This is a genomic window from Bradyrhizobium sp. Leo78 (assembly GCF_059512425.1).
This window is the reverse complement of the sequence record NZ_JCAMOT010000005.1, coordinates 230,523-254,125: the sequence shown is the minus strand read 5'-3', so window position 1 is coordinate 254,125 and position 23,603 is coordinate 230,523. Positions and strand designations below refer to the sequence as shown.

General features: G+C 63.4%; 27 protein-coding genes and 1 pseudogene. 14 read left to right on the top strand and 14 right to left on the bottom strand.

Going from position 1 to position 23,603, the window contains the following annotated elements:
* Positions 1 to 11: 11 nt before the first annotated feature.
* The 6 genes from flgG to AC5ZG1_RS09135 all read left to right on the top strand — a co-directional run bounded on the left by flgG (position 12) and on the right by AC5ZG1_RS09135 (position 5,489).
* A complete protein-coding gene (gene flgG, locus AC5ZG1_RS09160; RefSeq protein ID WP_028163563.1) occupies positions 12 to 800 on the top strand; it encodes a flagellar basal-body rod protein FlgG in 789 nt (262 codons plus the stop codon).
* Positions 801 to 814: 14 nt separating this feature from the next.
* Complete coding sequence (flgA, locus tag AC5ZG1_RS09155) at positions 815 to 1,903, top strand: flagellar basal body P-ring formation chaperone FlgA (protein ID WP_496132656.1); 1,089 nt, start codon at positions 815 to 817, stop codon at positions 1,901 to 1,903.
* Between the two features lie 5 nt (positions 1,904 to 1,908).
* Positions 1,909 to 2,661: a flagellar basal body L-ring protein FlgH gene (flgH, locus tag AC5ZG1_RS09150; protein ID WP_028163565.1), complete on the top strand. Its 753-nt coding sequence runs from the start codon at positions 1,909 to 1,911 to the stop codon at positions 2,659 to 2,661.
* Between the two features lie 249 nt (positions 2,662 to 2,910).
* Positions 2,911 to 4,482, top strand: a complete 1,572-nt coding sequence (locus tag AC5ZG1_RS09145) for a glycosyl hydrolase family 79 N-terminal domain-containing protein (RefSeq protein WP_496132655.1) — start codon at positions 2,911 to 2,913, stop codon at positions 4,480 to 4,482.
* A gap of 177 nt (positions 4,483 to 4,659) precedes the next feature.
* On the top strand, positions 4,660 to 4,875 hold the full coding sequence (locus AC5ZG1_RS09140) for a hypothetical protein (RefSeq protein ID WP_028163567.1): 216 nt from the start codon (positions 4,660 to 4,662) through the stop codon (positions 4,873 to 4,875).
* A 191-nt stretch (positions 4,876 to 5,066) separates the two neighbouring features.
* Positions 5,067 to 5,489 carry a hypothetical protein gene (locus AC5ZG1_RS09135; RefSeq protein ID WP_028163568.1) on the top strand — a complete coding sequence of 141 codons (423 nt, stop codon included), beginning with the start codon at positions 5,067 to 5,069 and terminating at the stop codon, positions 5,487 to 5,489.
* 189 nt (positions 5,490 to 5,678) lie between these two features.
* Here AC5ZG1_RS09135 and AC5ZG1_RS09130 read toward each other — a convergent pair.
* From AC5ZG1_RS09130 to AC5ZG1_RS09110, 5 genes and pseudogenes are all read right to left on the bottom strand, one after another.
* Positions 5,679 to 5,789 (bottom strand): annotated as a pseudogene (locus AC5ZG1_RS09130) (efflux RND transporter periplasmic adaptor subunit); the annotation flags it as partial.
* A gap of 28 nt (positions 5,790 to 5,817) precedes the next feature.
* Positions 5,818 to 6,693: a class I SAM-dependent methyltransferase gene (locus AC5ZG1_RS09125; protein WP_496132654.1), complete on the bottom strand. Its 876-nt coding sequence runs from the start codon at positions 6,691 to 6,693 to the stop codon at positions 5,818 to 5,820.
* Between the two features lie 129 nt (positions 6,694 to 6,822).
* A complete protein-coding gene (locus AC5ZG1_RS09120; protein WP_018322129.1) occupies positions 6,823 to 7,281 on the bottom strand; it encodes a nuclear transport factor 2 family protein in 459 nt (152 codons plus the stop codon).
* A 144-nt stretch (positions 7,282 to 7,425) separates the two neighbouring features.
* Entirely contained in the window at positions 7,426 to 7,899 is a 474-nt protein-coding gene (locus AC5ZG1_RS09115; RefSeq protein WP_496132653.1) for a methyltransferase family protein, read from the bottom strand.
* Positions 7,900 to 7,920: 21 nt separating this feature from the next.
* A complete protein-coding gene (locus AC5ZG1_RS09110; RefSeq protein ID WP_456643415.1) occupies positions 7,921 to 8,817 on the bottom strand; it encodes an NAD(P)/FAD-dependent oxidoreductase in 897 nt (298 codons plus the stop codon).
* 211 nt (positions 8,818 to 9,028) lie between these two features.
* Here AC5ZG1_RS09110 and AC5ZG1_RS09105 point away from each other — a divergent pair, with 211 nt between their 5' ends.
* Together AC5ZG1_RS09105 and AC5ZG1_RS09100 are read left to right on the top strand one after the other, a co-directional pair.
* A complete protein-coding gene (locus AC5ZG1_RS09105) occupies positions 9,029 to 9,712 on the top strand; it encodes a TetR/AcrR family transcriptional regulator (RefSeq protein WP_456643363.1) in 684 nt (227 codons plus the stop codon).
* Positions 9,713 to 9,938: 226 nt separating this feature from the next.
* Positions 9,939 to 10,700 carry an IS5 family transposase gene (locus tag AC5ZG1_RS09100; protein WP_496132652.1) on the top strand — a complete coding sequence of 254 codons (762 nt, stop codon included), beginning with the start codon at positions 9,939 to 9,941 and terminating at the stop codon, positions 10,698 to 10,700.
* Here the strand turns inward: AC5ZG1_RS09100 and AC5ZG1_RS09095 are convergent.
* A complete protein-coding gene (locus tag AC5ZG1_RS09095) occupies positions 10,697 to 10,960 on the bottom strand; it encodes a hypothetical protein (RefSeq protein WP_496132651.1) in 264 nt (87 codons plus the stop codon). The two genes, AC5ZG1_RS09100 and AC5ZG1_RS09095, sit on opposite strands and share 4 nt — an antisense overlap.
* A gap of 295 nt (positions 10,961 to 11,255) precedes the next feature.
* On the opposite strand from AC5ZG1_RS09095, the gene AC5ZG1_RS09090 reads away from it, so the two are divergent.
* A complete protein-coding gene (locus AC5ZG1_RS09090; protein ID WP_463327687.1) occupies positions 11,256 to 11,603 on the top strand; it encodes a hypothetical protein in 348 nt (115 codons plus the stop codon).
* A gap of 1,034 nt (positions 11,604 to 12,637) precedes the next feature.
* On the opposite strand, the gene AC5ZG1_RS09085 is transcribed toward AC5ZG1_RS09090, so the two are convergent.
* Together AC5ZG1_RS09085 and AC5ZG1_RS09080 are read right to left on the bottom strand one after the other, a co-directional pair.
* Positions 12,638 to 13,423 (bottom strand): 2-keto-4-pentenoate hydratase, encoded by a 786-nt coding sequence (locus AC5ZG1_RS09085; RefSeq protein WP_028163570.1) that lies wholly within the window; start codon positions 13,421 to 13,423, stop codon positions 12,638 to 12,640.
* Positions 13,424 to 13,501: 78 nt separating this feature from the next.
* A complete protein-coding gene (locus tag AC5ZG1_RS09080; protein WP_496132650.1) occupies positions 13,502 to 14,530 on the bottom strand; it encodes an SDR family oxidoreductase in 1,029 nt (342 codons plus the stop codon).
* Between the two features lie 101 nt (positions 14,531 to 14,631).
* On the opposite strand from AC5ZG1_RS09080, the gene AC5ZG1_RS09075 reads away from it, so the two are divergent.
* Positions 14,632 to 15,060, top strand: a complete 429-nt coding sequence (locus AC5ZG1_RS09075) for a winged helix-turn-helix transcriptional regulator (protein WP_496132649.1) — start codon at positions 14,632 to 14,634, stop codon at positions 15,058 to 15,060.
* Positions 15,061 to 15,081: 21 nt separating this feature from the next.
* On the opposite strand, the gene AC5ZG1_RS09070 is transcribed toward AC5ZG1_RS09075, so the two are convergent.
* The 3 genes from AC5ZG1_RS09070 to AC5ZG1_RS09060 form a co-directional block, all read right to left on the bottom strand.
* Positions 15,082 to 15,891: a phytanoyl-CoA dioxygenase family protein gene (locus tag AC5ZG1_RS09070; protein ID WP_496132648.1), complete on the bottom strand. Its 810-nt coding sequence runs from the start codon at positions 15,889 to 15,891 to the stop codon at positions 15,082 to 15,084.
* A 216-nt stretch (positions 15,892 to 16,107) separates the two neighbouring features.
* Positions 16,108 to 16,473, bottom strand: a complete 366-nt coding sequence (gene dksA / locus AC5ZG1_RS09065) for an RNA polymerase-binding protein DksA (protein ID WP_196237262.1) — start codon at positions 16,471 to 16,473, stop codon at positions 16,108 to 16,110.
* Positions 16,474 to 16,799: 326 nt separating this feature from the next.
* Positions 16,800 to 17,213: a flagellar assembly protein FliX gene (locus AC5ZG1_RS09060; protein WP_496132647.1), complete on the bottom strand. Its 414-nt coding sequence runs from the start codon at positions 17,211 to 17,213 to the stop codon at positions 16,800 to 16,802.
* A gap of 267 nt (positions 17,214 to 17,480) precedes the next feature.
* Here AC5ZG1_RS09060 and AC5ZG1_RS09055 point away from each other — a divergent pair, with 267 nt between their 5' ends.
* The 4 genes from AC5ZG1_RS09055 (at position 17,481) to AC5ZG1_RS09040 (ending at position 19,986) form a co-directional block, all read left to right on the top strand.
* Entirely contained in the window at positions 17,481 to 18,605 is a 1,125-nt protein-coding gene (locus AC5ZG1_RS09055) for a flagellar basal body P-ring protein FlgI (RefSeq protein ID WP_130230094.1), read from the top strand.
* Entirely contained in the window at positions 18,605 to 18,961 is a 357-nt protein-coding gene (gene flgJ / locus AC5ZG1_RS09050) for a flagellar assembly peptidoglycan hydrolase FlgJ (RefSeq protein ID WP_496132646.1), read from the top strand. Before AC5ZG1_RS09055 ends, flgJ begins: the two co-directional genes overlap by 1 nt.
* A 15-nt stretch (positions 18,962 to 18,976) precedes the next feature.
* A complete protein-coding gene (locus tag AC5ZG1_RS09045; RefSeq protein ID WP_496132645.1) occupies positions 18,977 to 19,474 on the top strand; it encodes a hypothetical protein in 498 nt (165 codons plus the stop codon).
* A gap of 146 nt (positions 19,475 to 19,620) precedes the next feature.
* The gene (locus AC5ZG1_RS09040; RefSeq protein WP_028163578.1) at positions 19,621 to 19,986 is read left to right on the top strand and encodes a flagellar protein FlaG; all 366 of its coding nucleotides are present in this window, start codon (positions 19,621 to 19,623) and stop codon (positions 19,984 to 19,986) included.
* Between the two features lie 95 nt (positions 19,987 to 20,081).
* On the opposite strand, the gene AC5ZG1_RS09035 is transcribed toward AC5ZG1_RS09040, so the two are convergent.
* From AC5ZG1_RS09035 to AC5ZG1_RS09025, 3 genes are all read right to left on the bottom strand, one after another.
* Positions 20,082 to 20,447, bottom strand: a complete 366-nt coding sequence (locus AC5ZG1_RS09035; protein ID WP_028163579.1) for a hypothetical protein — start codon at positions 20,445 to 20,447, stop codon at positions 20,082 to 20,084.
* 19 nt (positions 20,448 to 20,466) lie between these two features.
* On the bottom strand, positions 20,467 to 20,832 hold the full coding sequence (gene flaF, locus AC5ZG1_RS09030) for a flagellar biosynthesis regulator FlaF (protein ID WP_028163580.1): 366 nt from the start codon (positions 20,830 to 20,832) through the stop codon (positions 20,467 to 20,469).
* Between the two features lie 206 nt (positions 20,833 to 21,038).
* Positions 21,039 to 23,501, bottom strand: coding sequence for a flagellin N-terminal helical domain-containing protein (locus AC5ZG1_RS09025; RefSeq protein ID WP_463327693.1), 2,463 nt, complete (start codon positions 23,499 to 23,501; stop codon positions 21,039 to 21,041).
* Positions 23,502 to 23,603 lie beyond the last annotated feature (102 nt).

Sequence of the window (23,603 nt, the reverse complement as noted above, 5' to 3'; positions counted from 1 at the left end):
GAGAATAGTCAATGCGCGCTCTCTACACTGCAGCGACCGGCATGGCGGCACAGGAACTCAACGTTCAGGTGATCTCCAACAACATCGCGAACCTGCGCACCACCGGCTACAAGAAGCAGCGCGCCGCGTTCCAGGACCTGATCTACGACCATGTGCGCCGCGTCGGCTCGCAAGCCTCCGACCAGGGCACCATCCTGCCGGTCGGCATCGATCTCGGCGGCGGCGTCAAGACCGTCGGCACGCCGCGCCTGATGAGCCAGGGCACGCTGTCGCCGACCGGCAACGATCTCGACATCGCGATCCGCGGCGAAGGCTTCTTCAAGATCCAGATGCCCGACGGCACCTACACCTACACCCGAGACGGCTCGTTCATGATGGACCAGCAGGGGCGCGTTGTTAACGCGCAGGGCAACCCGGTGCAGCCGACCATCACCATCCCGCAGAACTCCTCGCAGATCACGATCAATGCGCAGGGCCAGCTCACCGTGATGCTGCCGGGCTCGACCACGCCGACTTTGGTCGGCCAGATCGGGCTGACGCGCTTCATCAACAAGGCCGGCCTGCAGCCGATCGGCGACAACCTGTTCGTCGACACGCCGGCTTCCGGCACGCCGCAGGACGGCATCGCCAACACCGACGGGTTCGGCGACATGCAGCAGTCGAACCTCGAACAGGCCAATGTCGAGGTGGTCTCGGAAATCTCCGACCTGATCGCGGCCCAGCGTGCCTACGAGATGAACGCCAAGGTGATCAGCGCTGCCGACCAGATGCTGCAATCCACCTCCAACCTGTTCCGCTGAGGGGGAGAGTGACCATGTTCGCCCGCCCGCTTCTCCTCGCCGCGCTGCTCCTTGCCGCGTCGGTCTCCAATGCGATCGCGCAGAGCCGCAGCGACGCCGTCGCGCGGGACCGCAACGACGTCATCACGCCGCCGACGCTGCGCGCCAATGTCACCATCACAAGCAACATCGTCCGCATCGGCGATCTCGTCGACAACGCCGGCAGCTTCGGCACGACGCCGATCTATCGCGCGCCCGATCTCGGCACCACAGGCACGCTGCCGGTCGCGCAGGTGCTCGCCACGTTGCGCACCCATCAGGTGATCGGCGTCGACACCCGCGACCTCAAGGAAATTACGGTGACACGCGCCGCGCGCGCGATAGATCGGCAGGAGGTCGAGCAAGCGGTCGCCCGCACGCTGGAGCGCCGCAACGGCCTTGGCGAAGCCGCCAATCTCACCATCAACTTCGACCGCGACGTCGGCGACATCAGGCTGGAAGCCACCAATTCCGGTAATCTGCAGCCGATCGCTCTCCGCTACGATCCGCGCAACAGCCGCTTCGACATCACCTTCGAGATCGCGAACGAGACCGGCGCCGCGCCGACCAGGCTGCGCTTCACCGGCACCGCGATCGAAACCGTCGAAGCCGCCGTGCTGGCACGCGCTGTCGAGCGCGGCGAAATGTTGAAGCATTCGGACGTGCTGGTCGAGCGCCGCCCGAAAGCCGAGGTCGGCAACGACCTCGCGCTCCGTGACAATGCTGTCGGCATGCAGGCCCGTCGCCAGCTCCGCGCCGGACAGGCGCTGAAGACCGCCGATCTCGCCAGGCCCGATCTCGTGACCCGCGACCAGAACGTGACGCTGATCTATCAGGCGGCCGGGCTCTACCTCACGATCCGCGGCAAGGCGCTCGACGGCGGCACCGAGGGCGATGTCGTCAGCGTGATGAACCTGCAGTCCAAGCGCACCGTCTCCGGCACCGTCACCGGCCGCGGCCAGGTCACGATCACCCCGCCGCGCGCTGCAACTGTCCTTGAACCCACCGCCTCGCTCGCGCCCGCCGAGCAGGCGAGCCCCGTCGCCGTCGCCAACGTCAGTTCAGTCGCCCCGAAAGCCGAGTAACCGTGATGTCCGCTCCCCGTATCAACCGCCTCGTCCTCACCGGCGCCCTCTTCACGCTTGGCATCCTCGCCAGCGGCTGCTCCTCGATCGACCGCCTCTCGCAGATCGGCGAACAGCCGAAGCTGACCGCGATCGAAAATCCGACCACGCAGCCGGGCTACAAGCCGGTGCAGATGCCGATGCCGAAACCGGAAGTCGCCTCCTACAGCCCGAACTCGCTGTGGCGCAACGGCTCGAGGGCCTTCTTCAAGGACCAGCGCGCCGCACGCGTCGGCGACCTGCTAACGGTCACCGTCAATTTCACCGACAGGGCCAACATCGCCAACGAGACCCAGCGCAGCCGTACCGCCAAGGAAGATTCTGGTATTACCGACTTCCTCGGCTCCCAAACGGTTACGCAGCCGCTGAAGGTCCTGCCGGGCAAGATCCTCACCACGGACTCGACCTCTTCCAGCGACGGCAAAGGTTCGGTGAACCGGCAGGAAGCGTTGCAGACCAACGTCGCTGCCGTCGTCACGCAGGTGCTGCCGAACGGCAACCTCGTGGTCGAAGGCAAGCAGGAGATCCGCGTCAATTTCGAGATCCGCGAACTGATCGTCGCGGGCGTCGTGCGGCCCGAGGATATCCAGAGCGACAACACCATCGATTCAAGCAAGATCGCCCAGGCCCGCATCGCCTATGGCGGCCGCGGCCAGATCACCGACGTCCAGCAGCCCCGCTACGGACAGCAGGTGATGGACGTGCTGCTGCCGTTCTGACCTACTTCAAACCAGCTCCCACACTTTGTTGCGAACCTAGGCGCAACGAGGTGTTCCAACGCGGCCCTCGCTAGCTCCCCTGGCGGGGGTCGCGGCTCTTTGACGGTGGCTGAGGACTCTCTCGCCGTGAATGGTCCCATCGCGAAGACACCCTCCCCCCAGCCCTCTCCCGCACGCGGGAGAGGGAGTAGAGCGTCCATTGCGGATGCAAACCGAGCTTATCTCAGCGCTTTCGTGTAGCATTGCAGCATGCCGAACGGAACGAGCGTTCAGCCTTGCCCGATGCGCGTGTTGATCGGTCTTGCGCTCGCCATCCTGTGCGCCCCGCCTGCGTCAGCGACCGATCCGAGCATCGCGCTCGCGCCGGCGGCCATGGCGCGCATCGGCTCGGTCGACGAGCGCTTTCAATCCTACAATGTCGAGATGGTCGAGGTGACCGGCGGGCACTTCTGGCGTCCTTACGCCGATCGGCGCAAACCGTCTTCAAAAGCGGATGTCATCCCCGCCGGCAGGGATCCCGCAATGTACGCCTATCGCAAGCCGATCGATCTCGGCAATCCGCGGCTGCGCAAGCTCGCCGCGGCGCTGGGGCCGGCCTATCTGCGCGTGAGCGGCACCTGGGCCAACACCACCTATTTCGACGACGCCGACGAGAGCGCGCGGTCCCCGCCTCCCGGCTTCAACGGCGTGCTGACCCGCCGTCAATGGAACGGTGTCATCGACTTCGCGCGCGTGGCGGACGCTAGGCTCGTCACCTCCTTTGCGACAGGCCTGGGCACGCGCGATGCCAGCGGCGTCTGGACGCCGGCGCAGGCCGAGAAGCTGATCGCGGCGACGCAGGCCCTCGGCGGCAACATCGCCGCCGCCGAGTTCATGAACGAGCCTGACCTCGCCGCCAGCGGCGGCGCGCCCTCCGGCTATGATGCCGCGAGCTTCGGCCGCGACATCGCCGTGTTCGCGCCGTTCCTCAAGCATGCATCATCGGAAACGATCCTGCTTGGCCCTGATACCGTGAGCACCGGCGGATCAGGCGATGCGCTCGGCAGTGAGAAACTGTTGGCGGCCGCAGGCCCCGTGTTCGACGCGATCTCGTTCCACTATTACGGCGCGCTCTCGCCACGTTGCAGCAGGACGGTGCCACCGGCTGCGGCGCGCGACAACAACGCGTTGTCGCAGGACTGGTTGTCCGGCATCGACCGTGCAGCGTCCTTCTACGCAAAATTGCGCGACCGGTTCGCACCCGGCCGGCCGCTGTGGATCACGGAAACGGCGGATGCCGCCTGCGGCGGCAATCCCTGGAGTTCGACTTTCCTCGATAGCTTCCGTTATCTCGATACGCTCGGGCGCATGGCCAAACGGCAGGTGCAAGTCCTCATGCACAACACGCTTGCAGCCAGTGACTACGGCCTGCTGGAAGAGAAGGATTTCACGCCGCGCCCGAACTATTGGGCGGCACTGCTTTGGCGAAAACTGATGGGCACGGTCGTGCTCGACGCCGGACCGGCGGCGGTGCCGGGACTATATCTCTACGCGCATTGTTTGCGGGACAAGTCAGGCGGCGTGGCGCTGCTTACCATCAACACCGATCGGATGGCGCGGCGGTCGCTCGAGTTCTCCGGAACGGCGCGACGCTACACCCTGACCGCAGCCAGTCTCACTGGCACGCGCGTGCGCCTGAATGGCCGCGAATTGAAGCTCGCTGCGGATGATGAATTGCCTGTGCTGGAAGGCGAGCCGCTCGCGAAATCGCCTACCGAGCTGGCCCCGACCAGCATCACGTTTTTCTCGATCGCGGATGCGGCCAATCCCACCTGCAAGTAGCGGAACGCCGGGCACCTCTGCATCGGAAGCATACCCCGGGAAACTACGTACAGCAGGTCAGATGCAGGCGAGTGCAGATCACATTTCGAAGAGATGTGATCACGCAAGTCCAACCACTGGCACGAAGCCTGCATAAACCAATCCAACCGGGTATTCCCCAATCAGCCGATGGTCAAAATGCTTGTCACGCTTGTCGCTATTCTCTGCAACGGCCCGCTTTGTCTTGAAAAAGTCGTCACCAACAGTGAGCAATCCGGCATCACCATGGCAGCCTGCAGTGTGAACGCGCAAATCGGCATCGCCGACTGGCTCTCCAAGGGGCCGTATCACGAGTGGAAGCTGAAGAGCTACAAATGCGTCATGGGCAAATATACGCCCAAGAACGAGGCTTAGAGCGTGAGGCGTGCCGGTCCATCGATGAGGATCAGGTTGGCGATCTGATACACGTGCGGGTCAGGCATGATGGCGATTTTACGCGTGGCCTTTCACGCCCCATTAACCCTCGCGCCCTCACTCGCTGGAAGTTGGCGGCGTCGCGCTCTAGGTAGTGCACGACGCAAATTTTCTCGTTATGGGTGTGTTCGATGATCAGGGATGGCGAATATGCCGTTTGGTTTCGGACGCCGCACGGCGAAGGCACCGGGATCATCTATCTTGCAAATGGCAGGATCTCGGGCGGCGACTGCATGTTCACCTATAGCGGCACTTACGAGCTCGACGAAGACCGGTTCACCGCAACGCTGACGACCAAGCGCTACGCCGAAGGCCCGACCACCGTGTTCGGTGTCGACGAGGTCGAGGCTAAGCTGACCGGGGTGTTCAAGGGCCAGACCGCGGTGTGCTCAGGCACCGCGGAGCAAGCGCCGGGCGTGCGTTTCGAGGCCAACCTGTTTCCCCGTCCGGAGCCGCCGTCAGAGCGTGGCATCAAGCGCGCAGCCGGCGTGACACGGCTGCCGCAAAGCCAAGCCGACCGGCACCGCCCCGCCAAGCCGTTTGCGGTTGGATGATCGGCATAGTTTCGTAGGGTCGGTTAGCCGCCCCCACTCTCGGCGGCGTCAACGCACGAAGCTGTAAGGCGCAATCCACCGCCCTGCTCGCGACGATTGCGCTTGCGCCGTCGCGCGCTGCAGCGAAGCTCGGGACGTTAATCCACCTACCGCTTGGCGCTCTAGGCTGTGTACTCATTAAGCAGCTGTGCTGCGCTCCGGGGTCTCGGCGTCAAAATGCGCGGTCGCAACCACAACCGGCCGCGGCGGTTCGGCTTTTTGCGCCACGGTATCCTTGCACCCGGCCAGCGCAGCGGCCATCAAGGCCAGCGAGGGGCGTCTCCCCCTGCTAATCGCTATCAGCTTGCGCGGGATTGCGCGCCGTGACGATCCACGTCGCGCCGTCGATCATCACCGACCGCTCGCCGGGGCAGTCCGCGAAGGCGGCACGAACCGCGGCCGAGGCGCGGGCGCGGATGTCGTCGGGCTGATCAACAAGCGCGCGCGACAGCGGGCCGACCTCGAACGTCATCTTCACCGCGTCGTCGATCGCCGCGTCCCGCGTCGCGCCCTCGCCAAACGGGACGGAAGCATCGAAGGGCTCGATAGCGATATCGGTGAAGCCGGCCGCCGTCAGGATACGAGTTACCCGCCCCGGGTTGCCGAACGAGAATGGACCCGGCGCTCCAGGATCGGGCGGCGCCGCCGGCGGGACGATGCCTTTGATCGCGCTCATCGGCAGGCGCACCCAATCGTTCTCGGCCGCGCCACGCCAGCAGACGAAAGCGACCCGCCCGCCCGGCTTGAGCGCGCGGCGCATATGGGCGAACGCCGCTGTCGGATCGCCGAAGAACATCACCCCGAAGCGCGAGAACAGGATTTCGAACGCCCCCTCGGGCAGCTCGGCGCTGCTCGCGTCGGCCACGCGGAACATGCCCGGCGTATCCCTTGGCGCAAGCGCGCGCGCTCGGCCGATCAGCGGTTCGGATATGTCTACGCCCAGCACTTGGCCCCCCGCGCCGACGCGGGCGGCCAGAGCTAGACTTGACGTGCCCGCGCCGCAGCCGACGTCCAGCACCCGCTCGCCCGTCGCGGGCGCGGCGGCTTCGATCGCGGCCTGGCCGAACACCTCCAGCCTAGCGTCGAGCCGGGCCTGGTGGACGACCCAGCGCTCCCCGCTTTGGCCCTTCCAGTTGGTGATCTGATCGGCATTGTGCTCTGCCATGACATATCCTTGTTCTGGTTCGTTCTTAACGAAGCTATCCGATGCCAAAGCCCATCGTCTCCAGCGAGCCCGCCTCCACTAGTGATAAGGCGCCGTGCGCTGATGGCGGCATCACACGAGTGATCCGCGTTAGCTCACGATTGGGCCAGCCGCAGCTTCATCCAAACCAGCACGAGCTTGGATAGCGAGGCTTCGTTCTGCAGCCTGCGAGTCGAAGTATTCCTCAATCGAATAAACCTTGCCCCATCGCAACTTGAAGACGTGGACGCCCCTGTTCACATACGAGCTTTGGCCGTCAAGTAGCCTCGCGTTGGCCCGCCACTTGACGAACACTGTGGTATTCCATGGCCAACCCGTCACCTCGACCTGCTCAATATCTATGTGAAGCTTCGGGAAAACACGGCCCATGCGCTCGAACCACTGCTTCACCGATTGCTTTCCATGTCGCTCACCCCCCAACGCATGATTTCCGGCAACCCAGTGATACGCGTTTGGTGTTAGGCCCTTTGCAGCATCATCCCAACGCTGGTTGTTGACATGATCGAAGCTCCTGCGGATCTCTTTTTTGACAATTAGACTGTAGACCATTGATGCCACCTGTTGTTGGATAGCCGACGGCTCTGCAAGACGGATGGATACTTTCCAGATACTGAAAGCTGCTCCGGGTAACGACGGCGATCCGTTGGGAAAGCTGGCCGACGGGCGGCCCCGCAGGCGGCAGCGGCGGAGTAGTCAGAGCCAGCGGCGAACCTCGGCCTTGTAGCGGCGGTAGTCGTCGCCGAACTTCGCTTCGAGATAGCGCTCCTCGCGGCTGATCACCTGCGTCTGAACCGCGATCAACACCAACGGGAGCAAGGCGAAGGCGATCGGCCCGTCGAAGCCGATCGCAAGGCCGGCATAAATAAGCGCCATGCCGAGATACATGGGATTGCGGGTCCACCGATAAGGACCGGTCGTTGCGATGAGGGTCGTTGGCTGCGACGGCGGAACGTTGGTGCCCAGTCGCCGGAACAGCCCCGCCGCCGTAAGCATCATCACCGCGCCGGCAACGAACAGCAGCGCGCCTGCCGCGACCAGCAACCGCCAGTCGATGCCGAAAGAGCGCAGGGTGACGAAACGCTCCGCCGCCAGCCCCAACAGCAGCGCTCCCAGATAGACGAAGGGCGGAGGGAAGCGCACATCCGCGCTGTCTCGTTCGACGGCCATGCTCATCCTGTATCTGTGCTCTCAAACCACCATCGACTGCTGGGCGAAGATTCCCGCCATCGCGCCGTGCGATGATGCCAGGGTGACCGATGGCGGCGTAAGGGGGTTGGCGAGGTCGCCGGCGGCGTAGATGCCGGGCATGCTGGTTTGGCGGCGCTCGTCGACCTTGAGGATGATGCCGAGGGGCGTATCGACTGTGGCGAGGCCCAGTGCTTCATGCAGGCTTGCGGACGGCTTGTTGCGCGGATGCGCGAACAGAATGTCGACCGCGACATCGGAGCCGGTATCGAGCTTGACGGTGGCGTTATGGCCCCCGTGATGGGCGATCCCGGTGATCCGGCCATCGAGGACAGGTGTGTTGCGGCGCGCCAGATCGGCCCGGGTATCGGGCGGAATGTCATAACCATTGGCGAAGAGCGTCAACCTGTCGGTCCAATCGTGAAACAGCTTGACCTGATTGTGCGACTGCGGGCCGGACCAGACGAGGCCCCAATGCTGGCCGGCGACTTCAAAGCCGTCGCAATAGGGGCAGGGCACGATGGAGGTACCCCAGCCTTCGGCAAAGCCCGGAATATCAGGCATCTGGTCGGCGACGCCATAGCTCAGGATCAGGCGGCGCGCCCGAAAGCTTTCGCCATCTGAAGTGAGGACGTTGAAATCGTCGATGGCGCCGGAGACACTTTCGGCCCGGGCACTGACCAGCTTGATCGCGGGATAACGCGCCAGCTGCTGCCGGGCCTCGGCCAGGATATCCAGCGGCGGCTTGTGATCGTGGCCGAGCAGGCCATGCGAGTGGCCGGCGAAGCGGTTGCGCGGCAGACCGGTATCGAGAACGGTGACCTTGCGGCGGGCGCGGCCGAGCTGCAGGGCGCCGGCGAGACCGGCAAAGCTGCCGCCGATGATGATGACGTCATCCATGGTGATGGGCTCCGTGCTGTGGATGGAGGGAGACGAGTTGGGCTTGGCGGTGGCCTGAGCGCCGGCGAGGCCGATGGCGGAAAGCGCAGCCAACTTCAGCATGGCTCGTCGTTGCATCGAAGGAGTCACCCTACCCCCTGGCTTGCAAATTTCAGATACTTCATGGTATCGTAATTCAAGAATTAGGATACTGTCAGGTACTGGAATTGCCGTGACCGAAAACAGCCAGGGCCGGCGCGGCCGGCCCGCCAACGAGGCGCTTGGCCAAACCATCATCGACGCCGCGCGCGAGCTCTTTGTGGAGTTGGGTTTTCAAGCGACGACATTGGACAAGGTCGCCCAGCGAGCGAAGATATCCAAGCTCAGCATCTACAGGCACTTCGAGAACAAGGAGGCGCTGTTCGGCGCGGCCATGGCGGCCGGCTGCCATCAGTTGTTTGCACTACAGGCCCTTCTTGAAGGCGTCGACGGTTCGGTCGAAGATCAGCTCGTGGCGGTGGGATCATCACTGCTTCGCACGCTGTTGAGATCAGACGTCCGCAGCCTCGAAGCCATGGTCATGGCCGACAAGACGAGTCAAAACGCGTTAAGCAAGCTCCATTTCGAAGCCGGCCCCGCCCATGTCATCGCCGAAATCGAGGCCTTGTTGCGTCAGTTGCACGCGAAGGCGGTTCTGAACGTGCCCGATCCTCTCCGGTCCGCCCGCTTGTTCGCCGCGCTTTTCAAAGGATCCGATCTCCTGATGATCGCACGCTTCGATCAGGCGAAAGCAGAGGACGACAACGAAATCGAATCCTATTGCCGGTCGGCCGTCGCCATGTTCATCGCCGCGCACCGTGACAACGACCAAGTGGGCGGAGATTTGCCTGCCTCAAGGTCAAAAAACAAAATTTGAATCGTGCGTGACCTAGTCGGCCAGCAGGTCAAGGCAGGCAGCCGATCATGAAAATTGACGAGTCGGCCGCACGGTCCGACTAACGTCCGCTTTGGGTCATTTTCGACGGACTCAACGAGGGCTGTCGGTTAGCTGAAGCTTTGCCCAGAGAGCGCCGAGCCAGGCCAGAAGCGTTGCGCTTGGACCGCCCCCCATGATTCAAACTCCCAAACTGGGGGGACGAATCATGCGCTACGAACTCGCCGACTATGAATGGCTTGCCATCAAGCCGATGCTGCCAAACAAGCCTCGTGGCGTTCCTCGGGTAAACGACCGACGTGTTTTAAACGGCATCTTCTGGGTCCTGCGATCCGGGGCACCTTGGCGCGATCTGCCGGATCATTTTGGCCCTTACACGACCTGCTATAACCGTTTCGTCCGTTGGCGGCGGGCTGGTGTCTGGGGCCGCATCATAGACGCACTTGCCACTGCTCATGATGCCGCTGTCCAGATGATCAACACATCTATTGTCCGCGTGCACCAGCATGGAGCCTGCGTTGCGAGAAACCAGCGCCAATCGATGGGAAGGTCACGCGGCGGCTTGACGAGCAAAATTCATGCGGTGGTCGATAGCAATGGTCTGCCGGTACGGCTAGCGCTGAGCCCCGGTGAGGCGCACGACGTTCGACTAGCCGGAAAACTGCTGTCTCGTCTGAAACCCGGGGCAATGTTACTCGCCGACCGTGGCTATGACGCCGACTGGATCAGAGAACTTGCGATGAAGAAGGGCGCGTGGGCCAACATCCCGCCAAAGAGCAATCGCAGCGATCCGATCTGCTTCAGCCCGTATCTCTATCGCGCTCGCAACCAGGTCGAGCGGTTCTTCAACAGGATCAAACAGTGCCGTCGCGTGGCAACTCGCTATGACAAGCTGGCAGCGAACTATCTTGCTTTCGTTCAGCTCGCCTCGATCAGGCTATGGCTTCGCGTTAATGAGTCCACGTCCTAGCCTGCCCTGCCATTCATCTCGTGATGGCTGAGATGACGCTGGTGGCGCGCATGCCGTTCAATGAACGCGTGTCGCGCAGGCGGCCAATCGTTGCGCCAGTTGCCGTCGGTATAGGGATTGCCCGGCCCGATATTCTGGCAATTGGCATCGGGATAGAACTGCGCGCAGTAGCCGGGATCTTCGATCACCGCCTGTGCCGATGCCGGGCTTGCGAAAGCCGCCGCGATGACGCCAGCGGCGCCGATCAGTGCGTATCTCATTCTGGTCTCCTGGACGATGCGGAATCACACTCAGTCGAGATGGTGAGCCGCAGCGCCGGCGCCAATCATGGATCGCGCCGCCTTTCCTGACCGTGATAGTCCGCGACTTGCAACTATCACCGAGGTGACATCGAATAATGTGGCTCATTCACAAGAGCGGGAAAACTTCGCCGGGCAGAACTTGCCCATCCGCCGCCGAGATCTCCCGACGATCGCTCTATCCCATTGAAATAGCTCGCGCACGTAGTGGCACAGGCTTTGCGTGCCGCTTCTGCAGTCACCAATGAGGTGCGACGTGCAGATATCGCCAACGATCTCCTCCTATAGCTTTGTGACCGCGAACACGAAGAACACTGCCGCAAAGGACGTCTCAAGCGCCGACGATCAAGCCTCCACCCAACCCGCGCGAGAAACCTCCCTCGGCAACGATATCGAGCAGGAGTTCCTCAAATACGCCCACATGAACCCGATCGACCGGATGCGCGCGAACATCCTGAAGAGCATGGGGCTGACGGAGGACGACCTGAAAAGCATGACGCCGCAACAGCGCCAGGCCGTCGAGCAGAAGATCAAGGATCTCATCGAGCAGCAGTTTCATAAGAACGCGGACAAGAAGGGTCAGCTCGTCGACGTGTCGGCGTGAGGGGCCGTCATTCTGGGATGCGTGCGAAGCACGAGGCCCGGAATCCATTGGGCAGCTAGCGCAAGCGGCGAAATGGATTCCGGGCTCGTCCTTCGGACGCTCCGGAATGACAGTCACCGTCATTGCGCAATCCTCTCCTCCGTCATGGCCGGGCTTGACCCGGCCATCCACGTTGTCTCGGGCGCGAAGAACGTGGATGCCCGGGACCCGGCTACGCCGAGGCTTCGCCGGGCACTCTAATGTCAGTCCGGCGAAGCGATAGCGAAGACGGGCAAGCCCGGGCATGACGGCGTCGTATCATTCGCGCGATTTTCTTTAGTTCAATCAAAGTGATTTGCTTCGTCCAGTCCTCACGCGGAAAACATTCCGCTTTCGCCGTCGGGCAAATCAGTGATTTAACTCCGCGTGTCTCACGGCGGATGAGGGGCGGGTCGCGATCGTCACGAACGTTGCGGTGAGATGCGGTGGACGCGGGTGTTGCGACAGACGAGCGTGACATCAGCGGACGGCGAAGTCGTGTGGTTCTGGCGCCCCGACGCTGGCGCTAAGTTCGTAGAGATAGTCTGCGGGCGACGGTGGCAAGAAAGCCCGGTCACCGGGAAGAGCACGAAGTAAGTCGTAAACCACTGCGCAGGGAAAGCCGGAATGCTTCGGTTGAACCTGTGGTCCTACCCCCGTGCTTTTTGTTGCACGGGACCCACGGGTGCAACCAGCACCCGGCTTTCCCTGCGCCCTCTGATATCGAGGAGGGTGAGACGAGCGCAAAGCTCGGGCAATCCATGCCGCGAGAACGCGAACTCACATCCTCACGCTATTTGAAATTTGAATCGGACCTTTCCCCACGTCGTCCCGGGCTTGCGCGCCGCGGCGAAGCCTCTTGGCGTAGCCGGGACCCGGGATCCATAACCACAGGCGCGTGATATGCTCCGCTGCAACCGCTTGCTTGCACCACAGCAACTCCCTGTGCTTATGGGTCCCCGCTTTTCGCTGCGACGACAGCGAGAGAGCAGCGCGCTCGAACCCACCCTACCCCATCACGCGAACGTGGCCTTCACCTTGCCCAGTCCGGCGAGCTCCATCACGACGCTGTCGCCGGCATTGAGCCATATCGTCCTCACCAGGCTGCCCGTCAGCACCACCTGCCCCGCATGCAAGCCCTTGCCTTCGGCGGCGAGATGGTTGGCGAGCCAGGCGAGTGCGTTATGGGGATGACCGAGCACGTCGGCGCCGGTGCCGCTCGCCACCTCCTCGCCATTAATGAGGGCGCGGCCCTTGACGTCGTGCAGATCGGGCGCAGTGATGCGCGGCACTGCTGTGCCCAGCACGCAACCGGCGGCGAAGAAGTCGTCTGCGATCAGCGTCGGCGCGCCCATCGCCTCCCATTTCGCATAGCGGTCGTCGACGATCTCGATCGCGGGACGATACTCCGCGACCGCCTCCGCCACCCATTCGGCGGTGAACGGCGCCTCGCCCGGCGCCAGATCGCGCGCCAGCTTCACCGCGATCTCGCATTCGACGCCGACGCGGACATAGTCGGCCATCTTGAGCTCGGCACCGCTCTCATGCACACCCTTCTCGAACACGCCGCCGCCGCAAGGATGGTCGATCCCGAGATAGTCCTGCATCACCGCACTGGTGCAGCCGATCTTGTAGCCGACAAGCGCGCCGACCTTCGGCAGCAACAGGTCATGCACCGCACGCTGGACCTGATAGCCCTCCTCCTCATCGGCCGGCACCAGATCCACCGGCAGCGCCGCCAGCGGCGCGCGGTTACGGCGAGCGGTGGCGATGGCCTTTGCGGCCGCTGCGGTCCTGTCCATGGCCACCTCCCGGATTGCGTTGTCGAGATGGCAATTCAGCACCACGGCGCGCGCTTGACAAGCGCGTCACATACGCGCTCACGCCTTGACAAGGCCAAGCCTGATCAGGCTTTCGGCGGTCGCAAGGATCGTCTCGTCATCGCGGCGGGGCGTCCAATCGAGCTTTTCGCGGGCCTTCGCGCTGGTGGAGCGGCGGACCTTGCCGAGCATCGGCACGGCATAGCGCAGCACCGGAACGCCCATTGCGGCCAACCGCACCACCCAGTCCGGCGCCTGGAAGCGCGGCACCCGCCGGGCGGCGGAACCGAGGTCGCGCCGCAGGAGGTTTGCGATATCGAGCATCGACATCGGATCTCCGGCAACCGCGATGAAGCGTTCGCCGCGCGCCGCCGGCGACGTCATCGCGCGCAGATGCAGCTCCGCCACGTCGCGCACGTCGACCACGGCGAAATGGATTCGCGGCACCGCCGGCATCGCGCCATTGAGCAGCATCCTGATGATGTCGATCGAGCCGGAGAAATCCGGTCCCAGGACCGGACCGAACACGCCGACGGGATTGATGACGGACAGCTCCAGCCCGCCGCCCTCCTTCGCAATGAAATCCCATGCCGCGCGCTCGGCGAGCGTCTTCGATTTGACATAGGCGAACACGTCATCGCCATCGAGATTGGTCCAGCTCGTCTCGTCGAACGGCCGCGCCTGCGGCGGGTGGCCGTAGCCGATCGCCCCCATCGAGGACGTGACCACGACACGCTTGACGCCGGCATCGCGCGCAGCGCGCAGCACCCGCAGCGTTCCATCGCGTGCGGGAATGATCATCTCGTTCTCGTCCCTGGGCACACTGCTGCTGAGCGGAGAGGCGACATGCAGCACGTAATCGCAGCCGGCCACCGCCTCGCGCCAGCCGGCATCCTGCGTGAGATCGGCAGTGAAGAACGATACGCTCTCGGGCGATGGCGCATTGCCCTGGTGCAGCATCGCCAGCACATCCTTGCTGCGCTCCGGCTGGCGCACCGTGGTGCGCACCTGATGGCCCGCGGCCAGCAACTGCAGGATGGTGTGAACCCCGATGAAACCCGATCCACCCGTAACCAAAACGGTGCTCATCCGACAAAGCCTTTCCTGAATCCTCGGCCTCGGCGCGGAAATTCGTTGCGCCGGCCTGCAACATCCGCATCTGGGCCACTATCTGCAGCGGGACAAGTAGGATGAAATTCGAGACCGGTATGGAAAACAATACCACGTCGCCTTGCGATTCCGCCGAATGCGCAGGTTGCGCGCCCGACCCGGCACTGCTCGGCGATTTCAAGCACGCCATTCACGCACTCGGCGGCAAATGGAAACTCGAGATTCTTTTTTCGCTGATGAACGGGGCGATCCGCTTCGGCGCCCTGCGCCGCTCGCTTGATGGCATCACCCAGCACATGCTGACCGCGCAACTGCGCGAGCTCGAACGCGACGGCCTGGTTCTTCGTACCGTGCTTGCCGAAAAGCCGCTGCGGGTGGAATACGAATTGACCGATGCCGCTTATGGACTCTTGCCAGCATTCCGCGAATTGCTCACGTGGTCAAAGACCTATGGCGCGCACGGCCATGCAGCCGCGCGCGAAGCGACACTCGGGGCCGAACTCACCTGAATGTCGCTTCGCAGCTTTACGCTATTTCGCCATTCCGAGCGCCCGCCGGATCGCGATCTCGACCGGCGAATAGGCCCCGTCAGGACGCGCGAGCCGATAGGGCTCCCTTAATGGCAGCGCGGGCTGTGCCATGAAGCGCGGCGCGCTGCCCTGGTGCCGTTGAGCGGCGTGAACCAGGAAGGGATGGCAGAGATAGACCGTGCCGGCCGCGCCGGTCGCGAGCGCAATCGGACAGTCGGCGCCGATCTCGTCCAGCACCATGCGGGCACGGCCGGCCTCGCCCGCGGGTGCGAGATAGCGAGCCATCGGCTGGTGCGAGCCGACCCTGATGCGTGTCGGCGCATCCTGTTCGCCGACATCGGAGAACAGGAACAGCATCAGCAATGCACGCCCGCGCGAGGTGACATTGACGCGCCAGGCCGAGAAATCCTGCCGCTCATTCGGATCGCAATCCTCACCGGGAAAGCTGAGGTCGACGTGCCAGCCGGCGTCGCCGGAATCGTCCGGATGCGGAAAGCGTACCGGAAAGGTGCCGATGTCCTGTCGCGGCCACCAGCGGCCTCTTCCGACGATCTGGTCGATCGCCCTATGCAGGACCGGCGTGTTGATCGCCTGCCGGAACGGTGGCTGGCCATAGAAGCCCAGTCGCACCACCGGGCGCGTCCATGTTGCGGGCGCGTGCTCGCGGCATGGCAAGTCACGCCACAGGATGGCGCGCGCTTCCGCGGCAAGCTCGCGCGGAAAAGCGTCGTCGATCCTGACAAAGCCGTGTTCGATGAATTGGGCAATTTGCGCGTCGGTGAGCGAACGCGCGCGTTCGTGGTTAGTCATGATGATGATCTCTCAAGCTGGCGCCAGACATTGTTGCGCTGCGCCATGCAGCGGCGGTCCGGCTCAATCGGTCCAATGGGATGCCGCAAGCAGCGGCGGCTGGGGTCAGCGACCCAGCAAGAAGACCGAAGCGATATTGAGAATGGATGTCATCATGGCGACGCGAAACTACCTCCGCCGGATGGCGGTTTCAATGGCACCGCCGCGAGTCCAACCCTATTCGTCGCGATAGACTTTTTCGCGCTTCTCGTGGCGTTCCTGGGCCTCGACCGAGAGCGTTGCGATCGGACGAGCCTCGAGCCGCTTGAGGGAGATCGGCTCGCCGGTCTCCTCGCAATAGCCGTAGGTGTTGTCCTCGATGCGCTGCAGTGCGGCATCGATCTTGGAGATCAGCTTGCGCTGGCGGTCGCGGGCGCGCAGCTCGATCGCACGGTCGGTCTCGGAGGAAGCACGGTCGGCAAGGTCGGGGTGGTTGACGTTCTCTTCCTGCAAGGTCTGCAGCGTGAGCTTCGATTCGCGGAGGATCTCATCCTTCCAGGCCAGCAGCTTGGCGCGGAAATAGTCGCGCTGACGCTCGTTCATGAAAGGCTCTTTTTCAGAAGGCCGGTAGTTCTTCAGCTTTTCCAAAGGCAGTCCATGTCCCTGTCAGGCGGACGAAAATGGGTCATCCGCGCGGCGCCTTATATAGCTACCTCATGTGACAGACAATATCGGTGCAACTGCTACGAATGGCCATTTCCACCCCCTTACACAGGCAAGTTGGCCCCGTTCCGCCGGGACCAGTCAGTGCACCCGTCCGGCACCAGCATCCCCGCGCATGAAGGGGCCGGATCAGTCCTTTTTGCCCGGCCTGGGAAATTAAATCCGCGCCGACCGGACCGAACGAATTGCTATCAAGGCAACCGCCCTTAGGCCTGCCCGGCCTTGGCGAGCTCGACTTCAACGCGAAGCTCGATCTCGGACAGGACCGCATCGAGGCCGGGATGGCCGGAGGAGGATTTCAGGCTGGCGGCGGCATCGCGCAGCCGCGCGACGGTCGTCGCTTCCAGATTGCCGGCCAGCAGGCCGATCTTGAGCTCATCGAGCACATCGAGCGCGCCGCGGCCCCGCGCGACCGAGCGCTTGCGACGTTCCATGGGGTCCTCGACGCCCTGCAGCGCAAGCAGCGCATCGATATTGCCGGCAGCCTTCGGCGCAGCGCCGGAACGAACCTCGCCCGCCTCCGTCGAGGGTTCCGGCAGCGCGAAGCTGCTCGAGCTGTTCCGCCGCGTGCTGCTCGTGGGCGTTCCAAGCGTGGTGCCGTTCGGTCCTGAGATGCGCATCGTCGATGATCCCGCGGGCGTGCTGGGCGGAACTTTCGCCCCCTTATCGTTAATGGACCGTAAACGACCCGGCAAAATCTGCCGCCGGCCGGCAGTTTCGACTCCGCCGGAAAACGGAGCGCGAATGGCGATCACGCAATTTCACTAAAGATATCAGTTATTTGATGCATCACCCCGCCATGGCACAGCCCTCGCATAGTAAGGCGCGGATCGCCGCTACGGGAGTGGCGTGCCGGTCCGATGGAAGACCTCGAGGGGAGCACAGGGATGCCCGGCATCCGTTCGGCACATTTTTTCGCAGCCGCCTGCGCCGCGTGGCTCGCGCTCGCGCTGACCGCTTTGCCGGCGGGAGCGACGTCGCGGATCAAGGACCTCGCCAACATCGAAGGCGTGCGGCAGAACCAGTTGATCGGCTACGGCCTCGTGGTCGGCCTCAACGGCACCGGCGATACGCTCAACAACATCCCCTTCACCAAGCAATCGCTGCAGGCGATGCTGGAACGGATGGGCGTCAACATCCGCGGCGCCACCATCCGCACCGGCAACGTCGCCGCCGTAATGGTCACCGGCAATCTGCCGGCCTTCGGCACGCAGGGCACGCGGATGGACGTCACGGTCTCCGCGCTCGGCGACGCCAAGGACCTGCGTGGCGGCACCCTGCTCGTCACCCCCCTGCTCGGCGCCGACGGCAATGTCTATGCGGTCGCGCAGGGCACGCTCGCGATCTCCGGCTTCCAGGCCGAAGGCGAAGCCGCCAAGGTCGTGCGCGGCGTCCCAACCGTCGGCCGTATCGCCAACGGCGCGATCATCGAGCGCGAGATCGAATTCACGCTCAACCGCCTGCCCAATGTCCGCCTCGCGCTGCGCAATGCCGACTTCACCACCGCCAAGCGCATTGCGGCGGCGGTGAATGATTTCCTCGGGGTCAAGACCGCCGAGCCGATCGATCCCTCAACCGTGCAGCTCAACATCCCGGCAGAGTTCAAGGGCAACGTCGTCGCCTTCCTGACCGAGATCGAGCAGTTGCAGGTCGATCCGGATCTTGCGGCGAAGATCGTGATCGATGAGCGCTCCGGCATCATCGTGATGGGCCGCGACGTTCGCGTCGCCACCGTGGCGGTCGCGCAAGGCAATCTCACGGTGTCGATCTCCGAGAGCCCGCAAGTGAGCCAGCCCAATCCGCTGTCGCGGGGACGCACGGTGGTGACGCCGCGCTCGAATGTACAGGTTACCGAAGACGGCAAGAAATTCGCCGTGGTGAAAGACGGCGTCTCGCTGCAGCAACTCGTCGATGGACTGAACGGGCTCGGGATCGGCCCGCGCGATCTCATCAGCATCCTGCAGGCGATCAAGGCGGCCGGTGCGATCCAGGCCGACATCGAGGTGATGTGATGCAGAGCGGATTTGCCGACGTCCTCACCAATCCCTACCGCACGCCGCGCGGCAATAGCCGCAAGGACCCGCAACTCGCGGAAGCGCTGACCAAGGTCTCACCGGAAATGCAGGCCAAGGCCCGCGCGAAGGCGCAGGATTTCGAGGCGCTGTTTCTCAATTCGATGTTTTCGCAGATGACCAGCGGCATCAAGGGCGAAGGCCCGTTTGGCGATACGCCCGGCACCGGCGTGTGGCGCTCGATGCTGACGGAAGAATATTCGAAATCGTTCGCGAAATCCGGCGGCGTCGGCATTTCCAACGAAGTGTTCCGCACGCTGATCCTGCAGCAGGCAGGCGGCGCCAGCCAAGCTTAAGGAGATCAGGACAAGATGAACCAGCGTCTTCAATCGCGGCCGGCGCCGGCGCAAGCCGCGAAGTCTGCAGCGTCGACACCTGCCGAAATCCGCAAGCTCGCGGAAGAGCTGATGGATGTGATGAGCGCGCTGCTCGGCATCACCGAGCGCGAGACGGAGCTGGTACGCGCTGGCAAGGTACGCGAGGCGATGCTACTCGAAGCGCAGAAATCGGAATTGTCGCGCCGCTACATGGTCGCGGTCGAGAGCGTGAAGGCTGCGCAGAAGCAGCTAGCACAGGCGGCGCCCGATCTCTTGAACACGCTGCGCCGCCATCACGATACCTTCCGCGCGATGCTTCAGGTGAATCTGACTGTTCTCGCCACCGCCCATGCGGTGTCGGAGGGTATCGTGCGCGGCGTTAACAGCGAGATCCAGCGCCGCAACGTGCCGAATACCTACACCGCCGCCGGCCGGCGCGCCGCGCCTGGTCCGCGCCACATGACGCCGCTCGCGGTCAGCCGGTCGCTGTAATTCGCTAAAATTGTCGCGCTGATGTAAGCGCGGCATTCAGCGCGTTCCCTAACAACCTATTGAGAGGTGTGGCCTATAGTTGCGGTTTATGGAGGGTTGGGATTTGACTCGAAGCATTAGCTAGTGCGCAGGCACTAGGAGGCGTGATGAGTACAGATTTCAGCATCAAGCCGGTCGGGGTACCGGTTGCGGCTCCGATCACCGCTCCCGTTAGCGAAGCGGCGCGGAATGCCGTCCCAACCGAACTGCCGCCGAGCCGGAGCGTCACCGCGACGGATGCAGGCGCGCGCGCCAGCATCAATTCCAACGTCGTCAACGCGTCCGTTTCCAACCAAGTCATTATCGATCGCGACGCCGCTTCCGTCGTCTTTCAGGTCGTCGACAACCGCACGAGCCAGGTTGTGAGGCAGTTTCCCGAAGAGGCGGTGCTGCGCCGCCGCGCCTATTTCCGCACGCTCGACCTGACCAAGGAAGCGCCGACGCGTCTCGGCGCCACCGACCGCAGGGCCTGACGCTTCAGAGCGTTTTCGAGCGAAGTGGATACCGGTTCGCGTGAAGAAAACGCGTCAAACAAAAGATCTAAAGCTTCGGTTCTCGAAACGAAGCTTTAGCCCTGGCGCTTCGCGTAGGCCTGGTCGAGATACGTTCCCCCGGTCGCAGGATCGTTGACGACATTCTTGATCAGCGCCGTGCCGATCGCGGTCAGCGTAAACTTGGTATCGCCGATCCGGAACGACTGATCCTTGATCAGGACATCCTGGTACTTGCTGGTGCCCTCGCTCTCGTAGTGCACCTTGGCGCGGAAGCCCGTGACGTTCGAGACCTGGATCTTGAACGACTTGTTGTTGGCGTATTTGCCGGTCCAACTGCCCTCGTAGAGCTGAGGATCAACAGCTACATAGGGCGTCTTGGAGGGAACGTTCAGCCCGACGGCCTTGTAGTTGGCCGCCAGGATGCCCATCATGTCGGCCATTGCAGCCGCCCCACTCTGCCTAGGCGCGGCCGGCGAGGCCGGCGGCGAGGTTGCAGTTGATGTCGATCAGCGACTTCAGCTTCGCCGGATCCGGATTGATCTGCATCTCGACGGTCTGCTTCATCACGAATACGCCGATATTGGTGATGTTCTGGCGTACTTCGAGCGGCTGCGGATTGTCATTGGCCTGCGCAGCGCTCATGAAGATCGACCACAGGCGGCGATTGAACAGCAGCGCGTTCTGCATCGCCTTGTCGGGCCCATTCCAGTTCGTCTGAACTTCCTGAAGCTGTCGTGCAGCCTTTAGCAGCGCCTGCGCTTCGATTTCACGGGGGGACGCCGTCGTAGTCGACGTGCGTGCGTAGGCCTGAGCTGCGTTTGACATTCACGAACCTCGGTGGGAGCGGTTTGACCGCGGGGTCTCAAAAAGTGCCCAACTTTCATACAGACGGTGCCTTTAAATATGGTTAGCAAGGGTTACCAAATGTGTCCGTTTTCCGGCAGAAGCCGCCACGCCACGCCTTAACCAAAACGAAGACGGCGGGGTTTCCCCCGCCGTCTCGTGTCGTTCTTGCTTTGGTGACGCTGCGCTTAGCGCAGCAACTGCAGCACGCTCTGCTGGCTCTGGTTGGCGAGCGCGAGCGCGGACACCGCGATCGACTGGCGGGTCGACAGCGCCTGGCTGTTGGCCGCTTCCTCGTTGGTGTCGGCCAGCGTCAGGTTGGAGGAGCCGGTCTGCAGCACGTTGATCAGGTTCTTCGAGAAGTCCTGACGGATCTGCACGATCGACAGGTTCGAACCGAAGGCCGACGCCTGGGCGCGCAGCGTGCTGCTGGCGTTGTTGAGCCCGCTCACCACCTTCTGCACGGAGTCGTTGTCCTTGAAGTCGCCGGCCGACAGCGCCGCAAGGCCAAGGCCCGCGGAGTTGAAGTTGACGCCGGAGATCCCCAGCGTCGACTTGCCGGTTTCGTTGAAAGTCAGCCGCAACGTGTCGCCGGTGAGCAGGTTGACGCCGTTGAAGGAAGCATCCTGCGCCGTGGTCGTGATCTGGTTCAGGATGTTGTTGTACTGGGTGACCAGCGCGTCACGAGCGGCGCTGGCGTTCGGATCGACCACCGGATCGCTCGGGGTCTTGCCGAAGAACAACTGGCCCGAAAGAGCCGCAGTGCCGCTGATCAAGCCGATCGTGGCGGAGGCTGCGTCGTTCGAGGTGGTGATCGTCAGCGTGCCGTCCTGCGCCAGTGTGGCCTGTAGATTGTTCGACGACAGCGCCGCGTTGAGGTCGTTCAGCGAGTTGACGTGGCCCGGGCCGGTACCGCCGAAGGTGATGCTGGTTGCGACGCCGCCGCCGGTGGAGGCGATCGACAGCGTCTGGCCGTTGAGCGGAGACGGACCGGTGCCGCGGGCCTGGCTGACGCCGGTGCCGAGGCCGAGCGCTGCGAGCGCATCGGCGTTCGAACTCGTGATCGTCAGGTCGCTGCTAGCGCCGGTATGGAGCACGATGTGACCGCCGGTGACGGTCGACGGCGTGGAGCCGGTGCCGGTGTTGCCTGACAACGTATCGATCTTGCTCAACAGGGTGGTGATGTTGTCGGTGATGTTGATGTGGTTATCGTCGGCTGCACCCGTGGTCACGAAGCTCAGGAGCTTACCGTTGACTGTGATGGTGTCACCCGCGGAGAAGGCCGACTTCAACGCATCGCTGGTCGCAGTCGAAGCACCGGAAAGCAGAGTAGCGCCGGTGATCTCAGGTGTGGCAATGGGCGCGCGGGTCACGCTCGTGACACCGCTCAGGCCAAGCTTGCTCAACGTACCGGCAAGCGAGCCCGACAGGCTGAGGTCGTTGGTGGTGCCGGTATCGATATTGATCTGGCCAGTGCCATCGACCGTGGCGGTAACGCCGGGCGCGGCCTGATTGATCGCACTCAGGATGCTTCCGATCGTCCCGTCGGCGAGGCCGATCGAGTAGTTGTTGGCCGCCATCGAACCGGTAACGCCGGTGCCGGCATGGAACTGGATCGTCTTGCCGTTGATCTGCAGGTAGTCCGACGTGGTGAGAGCAGAGCTCAACGCGTCGGAGCCCGGAGTCGCCGGCACGCCAATCAGCGTCGTTGCGGTGGCCGTTGCCGCAACGATCGAGCCGCCGCCGCGGTTGGTGGTGGAGATGCCGAGCGCGGTCGCCGCAGCTCCACCGGTGATGGTGACATCGTTCGTCGTGCCGGTTGCAATCAGGATGTGGCCAGTCCCGTCAACGGTGGCGGTCACGCCGGCGCCCGCCGCGGTCCCGATCGCGGTAAGGATGTCACCGAACGTCGAGGTGGTGCCGGTGTTGAGGCCGATCGTGGTGTTGTTGCCGGTCGTCGTGGTCGCCGTCGCCGTCGCGCTAAAGGTGATGGTGTTGTTGTTGATGGTCAGCGTCTGGCCGGAGAGCGAGGCCAGAACGGCGGAATCAAGGTGGTTAGCGCCGCCAGAGTTGAGCGAGGTGAGGTTATTGACTGCCACCGCTGGCGGTCCTGCGTTGTCCTGCAGCGCAACCGTGCCGGTGGAGGTGTTGCTGGTGTAGGCGTTCTGGTGAGACGCGCCGATCGCGGTGCCGTGGGCGGTCGAAGCGGTATAGGTGACCGTCTGGTTGTTGACCTGGTTGGTGCCGGTGAACGCCGCGTCGATAGACGCGCCGGTGCCGAGCAGGTTCGAGGCCGTGGCGCCGTTGATCTTGACGCTTACGCTCGACTTGGCGGAATAGCCGACGGTCGACTGCAGGGCCTGGGTCGCGACCGACTTGGCGCCGTCGACCAGCTTCTGCAGCGAGGTGATGCCGGTGTTGGCCGCCTGCAGCACCTGCACGCCGTTGCCGATGCCATCGAGCAGGTTGTTGATGTCGCTGGCGCGATTGTCGAGCGCGGCGGCGGTGAAGAAGTTGGTGGGGTTATCGAGGGCCGAGTTGACCTTCTTGCCGGTCGAAAGACGGCTCTGTGTGGTGGCGAGCAGATCGGCAGTCGACTGCAGCGAGAGGAGGTTCTGGCGTACCGATGCCGAAAGAACAATGCCGGACATTTTTCATACCTTTCTGGTGTGAAACAGGAACACGTCGCTTCCAATCTTTTTTGATCGGACGACGGCTCACCTTGGAACCAAGCCTCCTAAGAAAAAATGAAT

Excerpts from the sequence above, each read along its gene's own strand:
- flgG (WP_028163563.1), top strand. The coding sequence starts at position 12 with ATGCGCGCTCTCTACACTGCAGCGACCGGCATGGCGGCACAGGAACTC.
- flgA (WP_496132656.1), top strand. The coding sequence starts at position 815 with ATGTTCGCCCGCCCGCTTCTCCTCGCCGCGCTGCTCCTTGCCGCGTCG.
- flgH (WP_028163565.1), top strand. The coding sequence starts at position 1,909 with ATGTCCGCTCCCCGTATCAACCGCCTCGTCCTCACCGGCGCCCTCTTC.
- AC5ZG1_RS09145 (WP_496132655.1), top strand. The coding sequence starts at position 2,911 with ATGCCGAACGGAACGAGCGTTCAGCCTTGCCCGATGCGCGTGTTGATC.
- AC5ZG1_RS09140 (WP_028163567.1), top strand. The coding sequence starts at position 4,660 with ATGCTTGTCACGCTTGTCGCTATTCTCTGCAACGGCCCGCTTTGTCTT.
- AC5ZG1_RS09135 (WP_028163568.1), top strand. The coding sequence starts at position 5,067 with ATGATCAGGGATGGCGAATATGCCGTTTGGTTTCGGACGCCGCACGGC.
- AC5ZG1_RS09125 (WP_496132654.1), bottom strand. The coding sequence starts at position 6,693 with ATGGCAGAGCACAATGCCGATCAGATCACCAACTGGAAGGGCCAAAGC.
- AC5ZG1_RS09120 (WP_018322129.1), bottom strand. The coding sequence starts at position 7,281 with ATGGTCTACAGTCTAATTGTCAAAAAAGAGATCCGCAGGAGCTTCGAT.
- AC5ZG1_RS09115 (WP_496132653.1), bottom strand. The coding sequence starts at position 7,899 with ATGGCCGTCGAACGAGACAGCGCGGATGTGCGCTTCCCTCCGCCCTTC.
- AC5ZG1_RS09110 (WP_456643415.1), bottom strand. The coding sequence starts at position 8,817 with ATGGATGACGTCATCATCATCGGCGGCAGCTTTGCCGGTCTCGCCGGC.
- AC5ZG1_RS09100 (WP_496132652.1), top strand. The coding sequence starts at position 9,939 with ATGCGCTACGAACTCGCCGACTATGAATGGCTTGCCATCAAGCCGATG.
- AC5ZG1_RS09095 (WP_496132651.1), bottom strand. The coding sequence starts at position 10,960 with ATGAGATACGCACTGATCGGCGCCGCTGGCGTCATCGCGGCGGCTTTC.
- AC5ZG1_RS09085 (WP_028163570.1), bottom strand. The coding sequence starts at position 13,423 with ATGGACAGGACCGCAGCGGCCGCAAAGGCCATCGCCACCGCTCGCCGT.
- AC5ZG1_RS09080 (WP_496132650.1), bottom strand. The coding sequence starts at position 14,530 with ATGAGCACCGTTTTGGTTACGGGTGGATCGGGTTTCATCGGGGTTCAC.
- AC5ZG1_RS09075 (WP_496132649.1), top strand. The coding sequence starts at position 14,632 with ATGAAATTCGAGACCGGTATGGAAAACAATACCACGTCGCCTTGCGAT.
- AC5ZG1_RS09070 (WP_496132648.1), bottom strand. The coding sequence starts at position 15,891 with ATGACTAACCACGAACGCGCGCGTTCGCTCACCGACGCGCAAATTGCC.
- dksA (WP_196237262.1), bottom strand. The coding sequence starts at position 16,473 with ATGAACGAGCGTCAGCGCGACTATTTCCGCGCCAAGCTGCTGGCCTGG.
- AC5ZG1_RS09060 (WP_496132647.1), bottom strand. The coding sequence starts at position 17,213 with ATGCGCATCTCAGGACCGAACGGCACCACGCTTGGAACGCCCACGAGC.
- AC5ZG1_RS09055 (WP_130230094.1), top strand. The coding sequence starts at position 17,481 with ATGCCCGGCATCCGTTCGGCACATTTTTTCGCAGCCGCCTGCGCCGCG.
- flgJ (WP_496132646.1), top strand. The coding sequence starts at position 18,605 with ATGCAGAGCGGATTTGCCGACGTCCTCACCAATCCCTACCGCACGCCG.
- AC5ZG1_RS09045 (WP_496132645.1), top strand. The coding sequence starts at position 18,977 with ATGAACCAGCGTCTTCAATCGCGGCCGGCGCCGGCGCAAGCCGCGAAG.
- AC5ZG1_RS09040 (WP_028163578.1), top strand. The coding sequence starts at position 19,621 with ATGAGTACAGATTTCAGCATCAAGCCGGTCGGGGTACCGGTTGCGGCT.
- AC5ZG1_RS09035 (WP_028163579.1), bottom strand. The coding sequence starts at position 20,447 with ATGGCCGACATGATGGGCATCCTGGCGGCCAACTACAAGGCCGTCGGG.
- flaF (WP_028163580.1), bottom strand. The coding sequence starts at position 20,832 with ATGTCAAACGCAGCTCAGGCCTACGCACGCACGTCGACTACGACGGCG.
- AC5ZG1_RS09025 (WP_463327693.1), bottom strand. The coding sequence starts at position 23,501 with ATGTCCGGCATTGTTCTTTCGGCATCGGTACGCCAGAACCTCCTCTCG.